At 67.4% G+C, this 10,322-nt stretch carries 9 protein-coding genes; 4 read left to right on the top strand and 5 right to left on the bottom strand.

All coding sequences use genetic code 11. The features are described 5' to 3' along the window. Positions 1-98 precede the first annotated feature (98 nt). The 5 genes from dmpG to GPA27_RS26895 all read right to left on the bottom strand — a co-directional run bounded on the left by dmpG (position 99) and on the right by GPA27_RS26895 (position 4,785). A complete protein-coding gene (gene dmpG, locus GPA27_RS26915) occupies positions 99-1,127 on the bottom strand; it encodes a 4-hydroxy-2-oxovalerate aldolase (protein ID WP_169143497.1) in 1,029 nt (342 codons plus the stop codon). 10 nt (positions 1,128-1,137) lie between these two features. Beyond that, positions 1,138-2,067, bottom strand: a complete 930-nt coding sequence (locus GPA27_RS26910; RefSeq protein ID WP_269469661.1) for an acetaldehyde dehydrogenase (acetylating) — start codon at positions 2,065-2,067, stop codon at positions 1,138-1,140. Positions 2,068-2,163: 96 nt separating this feature from the next. Next, the gene (locus tag GPA27_RS26905) at positions 2,164-2,955 is read right to left on the bottom strand and encodes a fumarylacetoacetate hydrolase family protein (RefSeq protein ID WP_169143495.1); all 792 of its coding nucleotides are present in this window, start codon (positions 2,953-2,955) and stop codon (positions 2,164-2,166) included. A gap of 44 nt (positions 2,956-2,999) precedes the next feature. Continuing rightward, the gene (locus GPA27_RS26900) at positions 3,000-3,773 is read right to left on the bottom strand and encodes a glucose 1-dehydrogenase (RefSeq protein WP_169143494.1); all 774 of its coding nucleotides are present in this window, start codon (positions 3,771-3,773) and stop codon (positions 3,000-3,002) included. A 34-nt stretch (positions 3,774-3,807) separates the two neighbouring features. Further along, positions 3,808-4,785, bottom strand: coding sequence for a flavin reductase family protein (locus tag GPA27_RS26895; protein ID WP_169143493.1), 978 nt, complete (start codon positions 4,783-4,785; stop codon positions 3,808-3,810). A gap of 225 nt (positions 4,786-5,010) precedes the next feature. Here GPA27_RS26895 and GPA27_RS26890 point away from each other — a divergent pair, with 225 nt between their 5' ends. From GPA27_RS26890 to GPA27_RS26875, 4 genes are all read left to right on the top strand, one after another. Beyond that, on the top strand, positions 5,011-5,955 hold the full coding sequence (locus tag GPA27_RS26890) for an MBL fold metallo-hydrolase (RefSeq protein ID WP_169143492.1): 945 nt from the start codon (positions 5,011-5,013) through the stop codon (positions 5,953-5,955). A gap of 200 nt (positions 5,956-6,155) precedes the next feature. Then, positions 6,156-7,589: a coniferyl aldehyde dehydrogenase gene (locus GPA27_RS26885; protein WP_169143491.1), complete on the top strand. Its 1,434-nt coding sequence runs from the start codon at positions 6,156-6,158 to the stop codon at positions 7,587-7,589. 37 nt (positions 7,590-7,626) lie between these two features. Beyond that, the gene (locus GPA27_RS26880) at positions 7,627-8,790 is read left to right on the top strand and encodes a helix-turn-helix transcriptional regulator (protein WP_169143490.1); all 1,164 of its coding nucleotides are present in this window, start codon (positions 7,627-7,629) and stop codon (positions 8,788-8,790) included. 152 nt (positions 8,791-8,942) lie between these two features. Beyond that, on the top strand, positions 8,943-10,097 hold the full coding sequence (locus tag GPA27_RS26875; protein ID WP_211165267.1) for a BaiN/RdsA family NAD(P)/FAD-dependent oxidoreductase: 1,155 nt from the start codon (positions 8,943-8,945) through the stop codon (positions 10,095-10,097). Positions 10,098-10,322 lie beyond the last annotated feature (225 nt).

Here is a 10,322-nt window from a genome sequence, read left to right as displayed (position 1 = left end):
GGGAGGGGGATGGGTTTCTGCCGCGCCTGCGAGACCCATCCCCACCCCAACCCTCCCCTTGAAGGGGAGGGAGTAGAACAGCACGGCCCCAGCGCCAGTCACGCCGCGGCCCGCGCTTTCGCCAGTGTCATTGCCGTATCCTCGATCATGTCTTCCTGCCCGCCGACCATGCCGCGACGGCCCATCTCGACCAGGATCTCGCGCGCCGGCACGCCGTACTTCTTCTCCGCGCGCTTCGCGAACAGCAGGAACGATCCGTACACGCCGGCGTACCCGAGCGTGAGCGCGTCGCGGTCGATGCGGATCGGGAAATCCATGATCGGCACGACGAGGTCTTCGGCGACGTCCTGGATGCGGAACACATCGACGCCGGTGTCGATCCCCATGCGCGCGCACACTGCGACAAAGACCTCCATCGGCGTGTTGCCTGCGCCTGCGCCGAGGCCCGCCGCCGCCGCGTCGATGCGGTTGGCGCCCGCCTCGATCGCCGCGATCGAGTTCGCCACGCCCATCGCGAGGTTGTGGTGGCCGTGGAAGCCCAGTTCGGTCTCGGGCTGCAGCGCCGCGCGTACTGCGCCGATGCGGGCGCGCACATCGTCGGGCAGCATGTAACCGGCGGAGTCGGTGATATAGATGCAGTTCGCGCCGTAGCTCTCCATCAGCTTCGCCTGCGCAACGAGCCCTTCGGCGCTGTTCATGTGCGCCATCATCAGGAAGCCCACAGTGTCCATGCCGAGCTTGCGGGCCATGCCGATGTGCTGTTCGGAGACGTCCGCCTCGGTGCAGTGGGTCGCGACGCGGATCGTCGACACGCCCAGCCCGTGCGCCATCTTGAGGTGATCCACGGTGCCGATCCCCGGCAGCAGCAGCGCCGACACGCGGGCCTGCTTCATCAGCGGGACGACCGCGCCGAGGTATTCCTCGTCCGTGTGCGCCGGGAAGCCGTAGTTCACCGACGAGCCGCCCAGGCCATCGCCGTGCGTGACCTCGATCAGCGGCACGCCCGCCTCGTCCAGCCCGCAGGCGATCGTCTTCATCTGTTCGAGCGTCATCAGGTGACGCTTCGGGTGCATGCCGTCCCGCAGGGTCATGTCATGGACGGTGATCTTCTTGCCGTGCAGATCCATGGCCGGCTCCTTACGCTGCGACGGGTTGGGGGGTGACGGGCGCCAGCACGAGCTCGCCCTTGAGGATCTCCTCGGCGAACATCTCAGCGGTGCGCGCCGCGGCGGCGGTCATGATGTCGAGATTGCCGGCGTACTTCGGCAGGTAATCGCCGAGCCCTTCGACCTCGAGGAAGACCGACACGCGCGTGCCGTCGAAGACCGGCCCGTTCACGAGGCGGTAGCCCGGCACGTACTTCTGCACCTCCGCGATCATCGCGTGGATGGATGCGGTGATCGCGGCCTGGTCGGGTTCGGTCTCGGTCAGGCAATGCACGGTGTCGCGCATCATCAGCGGCGGCTCGGCCGGATTGATCACGACGATGGCCTTGCCCTTCTTCGCGCCGCCGACCCGTTCGACCGCGCCGGCGGTGGTGCGCGTGAACTCGTCGATGTTCTTGCGCGTGCCGGGACCGATCGAGCGCGAGGACACCGTCGCGATGATTTCGCCGTAAGCCACCGGCTGCACGCGCGAGATCGCCGCGACCATCGGGATCGTCGCCTGCCCACCGCAAGTCACCATGTTCACGTTCATTTCGCGCTTGCCAACATGCTCGACAAGATTCACCGGCGGCACGCAATAAGGGCCGATCGCCGCGGGCGTCAGGTCGATCATCAGCACGCCCAGCTCGTTGAGCTTGCGGCTGTTCTCGGCGTGCACATAGGCGCTGGTCGCGTCGAAGGCGATCTGGATGTTGTCCGCCTTCACGTGCGGCCGCAGGCCCTCGACGCCGTCCGCGGTCGTCTTCAGACCCATTTCGCGAGCGCGCACCAGGCCATCCGAATCGGGGTCGATGCCGACCATCCACACCGGCTCCAGCACCGGGCTGCGTTGCAGCTTGTACAGCAGATCGGTGCCGATGTTGCCCGGCCCGATCAGTGCGCAGCGGATCTTTTTCATTATGTTGTCCTTGTAGGGTTCTCTGTTGGGGTGGCGCAGCACACGCGACGCGGAGGAGGAGAGGGATGGGTTTCGCGCCGCGTGCCTGCAACCGGAAAACTACGGCGCGAAGCCGATCGAACAGCCGCCCAGGCCCTCGATCCGCATCGTGAAGCGGTCGCCGGCGACGACGGGCACCAGCGGCGCGAGCGAACCCGACAGGATCAGCTCGCCCTTGCGGAACGGGATGCCGAACTCGCCCAAGGTGTTCGCGAGCCACGCGACGGCCTCCGCCGGGTGGCCCTGCACCGCCGAGCCGAAGCCGCTGCCCGCCGGTTCGCCGTTGCGGAACATCTCCATGCGCAGCGCGGCGAGATCCAGCCCGCGCGGATCGACTTGTTCCCGTCCGACCACGAACACCCCGCAAGAGGCGTTGTCGGCGACGGTGTCCTGGATGCGGATCTTCCAGTCGTCGATACGCGAATCGACGATCTCGAAGCACGGCGCGACCCATTCGGTCGCCGCCAGCACGTCGTCGCGCGTCACGCCTGGCCCGCGCAGATCCGCCTTCAGCATGAAGGCGATTTCGCCCTCGGCGCGCGGCTGGATCAGCGGATAGTCCTTCAGGCTGATCGTTGCGCCGTCGTCGAACAGCATCGCGTCGGTCAGGAAGCCGAAGTCGGGCTGATGCACGTCCAGCATGTCCTGCACCGCCTTGCTCGTGACGCCGATCTTCTTGCCGATCACGCGTTCGCCTTCCGCCTCGCGCCGCTGCAGCAGGCGCAGCGAGATGCGATACGCGTCGGCGACAGACATGTCCGCGTGGCGCGAGGTGAGCGGCGCCAACGTGCGCCGGCTGCGCAGGGCGGCGTGCAGTTCGTCGCCCAGGGTTTCGATCAGGGTTGCGTCCATGCTTGTCGTTCTTTCTTGGTCTCTGTCGGGATGGGGTGCGCGGATCAGCCGGGCCAGACGCTCGATTCGGCGCCGCCGTCGACCTCGATGACCTTGCCGGTCACCCAGCGCGACGCGTCCGATGCGAGGTAGAGCGCCGCCGCGGCAATGTCCTCGGTCTCGCCGAGGCTCTGCAGCGGGGTGTTCTTGATCATTCCGTCGCGCATCTCGGCCGGCAGCACGCGGTTGAGCGCATCCGTGAGGATCGGCCCCGGCGCGATCGCGTTCACGCGCACCTGCGGCGCGAAGTCCTGCGCGAGCAGCCGCGTCAGCTGCGTGAGGGCGGCCTTCGCGGTGCCATAGGCGCTGAAATGCGGCTGCGCATAGCGCGCGGCGCCCGAGGTGATGTTGATGATGTTGCCCGCACCGGCCTCGCGCATCAGCGGCACGCACAGCTGGCTCAGCGCGTAGGCCGAGCTGACGTTGAAGCGGAAGACCTCCTCGAACTGCTCGGGCGTCATCTTCAGCGGATGGTTCGGGCCGGCCCCGCCCGCGTTGTTCACGAGATGCGTCACGCGGCCAAACGCCTCCTGCGCCGACGCCACCAGGGCGGCCCGCCGGGCAGCGTCATTCACGTCGCAGGACACGGCCAGCGCCCGCCGCCCCATCGCGCGCACGTCGGCCGCAACGGCCTCGACGTCGGCAAGCGTGCGCGCCGCGCACACCACGTCCGCCCCACGCTCTGCGAAGGCCAGCGCAATCGCGCGCCCTATGCCCCGCCCCGCGCCCGTCACCACGGCCACGCGGCCTTCCATGCTGAAGCGATCGATGATGCTCATGAATTCTCCCGATGATTGGATCGAACGGCCCCGCTCAGCGCGGCGCCCACAAATCGGGCAGGCCCGGATCGGTCGCTGCGACCAAGCGCTTGAGCATCAGCTTGAGCGCCATCACATCGCCCACACCCAGCTTGTCCGCGAGGTTGTCCTCCTGGGCCTTCGCCAGCGCGATCTGGCGCAGCGCGACCTCGCGCCCGTCAGCCGTCAGCACGTAGCGGTTCTGCCGGCCGCGGCGCTCGCAGGCCACGAAGCGCCGCCCCTCGAGCTGCGCCATCATCTCGGCGGTCGCCTCGATGCCGGTGTAGCTCACGAACGCGTTGAGCTCGTCGAGCGTCAGGTCGTCACGGATGCACAGCACCGACAGCAGGAAGAAGTTCGCCTCGTCCAGGGCATCGCCCGCGAGCATGCGGCGCAGCGCGTGCAGCATCTGGTAATGGGCACGGCCGAGCAGGTAGCCGAGCAGATCCTCGGTGTAACTGCATTCGGGCGGAGGGGGCGCCGCAAGGCGCAGTTCGGTGCGCGGCTTGCGTGCGGCCACCGCATACTGCCCCGCCTGATACACCAGCGGCGGTTCCGGGCTGCGGTCGTAGGAGTGCACCTCGCCGACGAAGATCACGTGATCGCCGCCCTCGTAGCTGAACGCAGTGCGGCACTGGAAGCGCGCAGTGCAACCAGGCAGCAGCGGTGCATCGCTGATCCCCTCGTCGAGTTCGATGCCGGCAAACTTGTCCTCGCCTGGCGACGCGAAGCGGCCCGACAGCCCTTCCTGCGCCGCCGACAGCACATGCACGTTCCAGTGCTGATGGTTCGAGAACGCCTCGAGGCTGCGGGCGCTCTTCGCCAGGCTCCACAGCACCAGCGGCGGATTGAGCGAGACCGAATTGAAGCTGTTGGCCGTGACACCCACCGGCGCCCCATCGGGGCCACGCGTCGTGATGATCGTGACGCCGGTCGTAAAGGTGCCGAGCGCGGCACGAAAGGCCTGCGGATCGAAGCTCGCTTGCGACGTCATCGGGGGCCTCCGGAAACAGGGAACATGGCCGCAGTATCAAAGCTGGCCAACCCTCCAACATCGTCCCAACGGACTAACGGCGAACCCGCACGATGCAAGCGCCTCGAACGGTGCCAACGCCGCGCCCCACCGACACACAAGGCCGCAGCCCCCGCCGTCGCAAGCAAATCGCGCGGCTGCCCGCTCTGTATAATGGGATTCGATCAATACGGATGAGTACGGAACATGTTTGACTGGAGAACCTACGAAGGCGGCATCCACGCGTTTGATGCCGGCTACGTCCGCCCGATTCTCGCGGCCATCCACCTGATCGTCGACGAAGGCCGGGTGGCCCTGGTCGATACCGGCAGCAACGACTCGCTGCCGAATGTGCTTGCAGCCCTCGACAAACTGGGCCTGGACCGCGATGCCGTCGACTACATCGTTCTCACCCACATCCACCTCGACCATGCGGGCGGCGCCGGCACCCTGATGCGGGAGCTACCGAATGCACGCTTGGTCGTTCACCCGCGCGGATCCCGCCACATGGCCGAACCGTCCAAGCTGGTCGCGGGTGTCACGGCGGTGTACGGCAAGGACTACGTCGACACGGTATACGGTGAAATCCTGCCGATTCCGGGCGATCGGATCATCGACGCGCACGACGGGCTGGTGTTGCCGCTGGGAAGGCGTGAACTGCTCTGCATCGATACCCCGGGGCACGCAAAACACCACCTTTGCATCGTCGATCGTCAGGCCGAGGCCATTTTCACCGGGGACATGTTCGGTCTGTCCTACCGCGAATTCGACGTCGACGACCGCCAATTCATCTTGCCGACGACCTCGCCGACCCAGTTCGATCCGGCCGAGATGCACGCTTCGATCGACCGTCTGATGAGCTTTTCGCCCAAGCTCATGTACCTGACTCATTATGCGCAACTGCATGACGTGCGTGCCCAGGCCGACGCGTTACGCCGTCGGCTCGACCACTTTGTGGCGATCGCCCTTGCCCACGGAGCGGACGGTGATGACCGGCACGAGACGATCAAGGGTGCCATCACCGACTACATGATCGGTGAACTCCGCTCGCACGGTTGCACGCTACCCGAAGACGAGATCGTCGCAGTGTTGGCCACCGACCTCGAACTGAACGCACAGGGGCTCGCCCACTGGTTCGATCACCGCGGATGATCTCTTGATCGCCGCGCACGCCTTGTTCCTCGTGGCCGTGGAAAACTGGTTGGGCTGAAAACGCCGGGCGCCGCACGGCACGGTCATGGTCCGATCGGACGAGGCCGGCCCCCGCCGCGGGGTGATAGTGTTGCGTCCAAAGCGCAAGCCGCACTGCGCCGCGCGACACCTCTCCGACAACCCACCGGAACCGCAACGCCATGACCTCCACGGTAAGCACAGTCGCTGGCCTGAGCCAGATGCTCTCGCAGCAGAAATCCGCCTTCACGGCGGCCGGCCCGGTCGGCGCCGACGAGCGCCGCGCCCGCATTCAAAGCGTGATCGACCTGCTCGTGAAGCACCACGAGGCCCTCGCGGCGGCGATGGACGCCGATTTCGGCAACCGGCCGAAGGGGTTCTCGCTGATGAACGACGTGCTCGGCTCGCTCGCCTCGCTGAAGCACGCGCGCGACCATCTCGAAGCGTGGATGCAGACCGAAAAGCGTCAGCCCTTCACGCCCTACGACCACTTCGGCGGCGAAGCCTGGGTGATGTACCAGCCGAAGGGCTCGGTCGGCATCATCGGCACCTGGAACGCACCGCTGTTCACGCTCCTGAGCCCGCTCGCCTACGTGCTCGCCGCGGGCAACCGCGCGATCCTGAAACCGTCCGAGATCACCCCGCGCACCGCCGCGGCCGTCGCCGAGGCCTTCGCAGGCCAGATCGACCCGACCATCGTCGGCGTCGTCACCGGCGGGCCGGACATCGGCGAAGCCTTCAGCCGCCAACCCTTCGACCATCTCGTATTCACCGGCAGCACCGCAGTCGGCCGCGAAGTGATGCGCAACGCCGCCGATAACCTCGTACCGGTCACGCTCGAACTCGGCGGCAAGTCGCCGACCATCGTCGCGCGCAGCGCCGACCTCGCCACCGCCGCCTTCCGTATCGCCGCCGCGAAGGCCGCCAACGGCGGGCAGCTGTGCGTGAACCCCGACGTGATCTACGCCCCGCGCGAGCGCCTGGAGGACTTCGTGGGCGCCCTCAAGAGCGCCTACGCATCGCTCTTCCCGACCATCGCCGACAATCCGGACGTCGTCGCAGTGGTCAACGCGCGCCATCTCGCACGTGTGGAAGGGTACGTCGAGGATGCGGCCGCGGCCGGCGCGCGCATCGAAACCACGCCCGCACCGACCCCCGCCGATCCCGAAAATCGCCGCCGTCCGCTGCGCATTGTCATCGACCCGCCGCGCACCACCCGCATCATGCAGGAAGAGATCTTCGGCCCCGCCGTGGTCGTGCTGCCTTACGACGACATCGACGCGGTCATCGCCGACATCAACGCCCGTCCCCGCCCGCTCGCGCTGTACTACTTCGGCGAGGACGCCGCCGAGCAGCAGCGCGTGCTCGAACACACGCTCTCGGGCGGCGTCACGATCAACGAAGCCATGTTCCACGCCGCGATGCAGGACGCCCCCTTCGGCGGCGTCGGCGCCTCCGGCATGGGCCACTACCACGGCCGCGAGGGCTTCATCGAGTTCAGCCACGTCCGCACCGTGTTCAAGGCGCCTGCCTACGACCCGCGCCGCGAATGGGGCACCCTGCCGCCCTACCCGGAGCATTTCCTCGCGGCGATGCAATCCCAGGTCACACCCTGACAACGCGGCAAAGCAAGCCGAGACTGGAGCATTCCCGATGGCACCCGAGACCGACCTCGCAAGCCGATTCGCCGCCTCCGGTCTTGGCGTCGCCGAATATGACCAGCTGATCCGACTCGTCTATGAAGGCGTCACCGAGCCGGTGCCCTGGACGCGCCTGCTCGAAGCGCTGCGCCAGCGGCTCGACGCCAACTACGTTTCACTGATCCTGCGCCCGCCGACGCCCGAGCAGCCGTGGCGCGTCGTCTTCGCCGGCGAAGCCCAGCCCGCCATCGCCTCCACGTATGAAACCTTCTTCTACGCGATGGACCCCTTCGTCAACCTGCCGGCAGACCGCATGGTCACCGTCGACGAAGTGATCAACGAGGCGGACTGGCTCAAGAGCGCGATCTATCAGGAATTCCTCAAGCCGCTCAACATCCGCTACTACATGGGCGCCGACGTCGGCGGCGGCAACGACGCGATCTGCCGCATCCGCGTCAGCCGCCCGATGGGATCGACACCCTTCTCCGAGCACGAACGCGCGCTCTGCACGCTGCTGCTGCCGCACCTGAAATGCGCCGTCCGCCTGCGCTCCGCCCAGGACGCCACCGAAGCCGAACGCACTGTCTATGCCGGCGCACTGGAGCGCCTCGCGATCGGCGCCGTCATCCTCGACAAGAAGGGCCGCGTGCTCAAGAGCAACCGCGCCGCCGACGAGATCCTCGCCGAACGCAACGGCATCAGCCTCGTGCAGGGCGGACTCCAGGCTTCCTACGGCAGCGAGAACCGCGAGCTGCACCGTCTCATCGAGCAAGCCGTCTCGGGCCACGTCGACCGCGGCCCCGGCGTCGTCGGTGCCATGTCCATCACCCGCACCGCCGGCCACGGCAACCTCGGCATCCTCGTCCGCACAGCGCCGATCACCGAGTGGTCAGAAACCGCGAACCGCCCCGCCGTCGTCGTCGTCATCCGCGACTCCGAATCCCGCGTGCAGGCCTCGCACGCGCTGATGAAACGCCTCTACGGCCTGACCCCCGCCGAATCGACCCTCACACTGAAGCTCCTCGACGGACTCACCGTCGACGAAGCGGCGGAAGAGCTGTCGATCAGCCGCAACACGGCGCGCTGCCAGTTGCGGGCGATCTTTGCGAAGACGGGGGTGACGCGGCAGACGGAGCTGCTGCGGCTGCTGCTGGGGGGGGTGATTCCGTTGGCTTGATCCCGCTTAGCCTGACACGCCGCGCCGGCACTCACGGAGAACTAGCCGCCCCTCGCCGCGCGGCGTATGCTGCGCCCCTTTCGGACGACGGGCAGGCGGCAGTGGCGGAGCAGCATTTCGAAGTGATCGTGATCGGCGCGGGCGCGGCCGGCATGATGTGCGCGGCCGAGGCCGGGCAACGCGGGCGGCGCGTGCTGCTCATCGATCACGCCGAGCACCTCGCCGAGAAGATCCGCATCTCGGGCGGCGGGCGCTGCAACTTCACCAACCGGCGCGTCGGTCCTGAACACTACCTGTCGCAGAATCCCCACTTCGTGCGCTCGGCGCTGTCGCGGTACGGCTCCACCGACTTTATCGCGCTCGTCGAGCGCTATGGCATCCGCTACCACGAACGCGACCACGGCCAACTGTTCTGCGACGACTCCGCACAGCAGATCATCGACATGCTGCGCGCCGAGTGTGACGCCGGTGGCGTCGCGTGGGCGATGCCCACGACGGTGCAGTCCATCGCACGCGGCGAGGGCGACACCGGCTTCGTGCTCGACACCGCGCGCGGGCGCCTGCGCTGCGACAGCCTGGTCGTCGCCACCGGCGGACTGTCTATCCCGAAGATCGGGGCGACGCCGTTCGGCTACCGCATCGCCGAACAGTTCGGCCTGCCGATGGTCGCGCCGCGCCCTGCGCTGGTCCCGCTGACGCTGCCGCCCGAAACTCTTGCCCGCTTCGCCGATCTCTCCGGCGCCTCGCTCGACGTCGCCGCGCAGTGCAACGGCGCGCGCTTTCGCGAGGCGCTGCTGGTGACGCATCGAGGACTGTCGGGGCCGGTGGTGCTGCAGGTGTCGAACTACTGGCAGGCGCAGGCCTACCACGACGGCGAGTGGGAGCCGGTCGGCATCGACCTCCTGCCCGACCTGGACGCCGAAAACTGGCTGCTCTCGCACGCCGATGGCAAGGCGCTGCTCGCCAACCTGCTCGCCGAACATCTGCCGCGCCGCTTCGCGCATGCGTGGTGCGCGCTGCATGGCTGGGAACGGCCATTGAACCGCTTCAGCCACACCGAACTGCGCACCGTCGCCACCACGCTCGCGAACTGGCAGATCGTCCCGTCGGGCACGCAAGGCTACGCCAAGGCGGAAGTCACGCTCGGCGGCGTCGACACGCGCGCGCTGTCGTCGAAGACGATGGAGGCGACGCGCTGCAAAGGGCTGTTTTTCGTCGGCGAGGTGATGGACGTCACTGGCCATCTCGGCGGCTACAACTTCCAGTGGGCATGGTCGTCCGGGCACGCCGCCGGACAGTTCGTTTAAGGCTTACCCTCAAGTCCTGCGAAGCGGGCCCGGATCGCCTCCTTTCCCCATGTACCGGCGGTCTTGGTACAACCGTCGATTGACCGCGAGTCGGCCTTGGACTAAACCGCTCGCGCGGTAGGGCATGCTGAACCGCTCCGTACGGTCATGGCGTCCCGGGTTTTATAGGCAGTGCTCTGCCAAGTTGGAGATGAGGCAATCGGCCTCGTCTTCGACAGGAGCACG

This window comes from Aromatoleum toluolicum, from assembly GCF_012911005.2.
Lineage (GTDB): Bacteria > Pseudomonadota > Gammaproteobacteria > Burkholderiales > Rhodocyclaceae > Aromatoleum > Aromatoleum toluolicum.
This window is presented reverse-complemented; position numbering and strand designations above follow the sequence as displayed.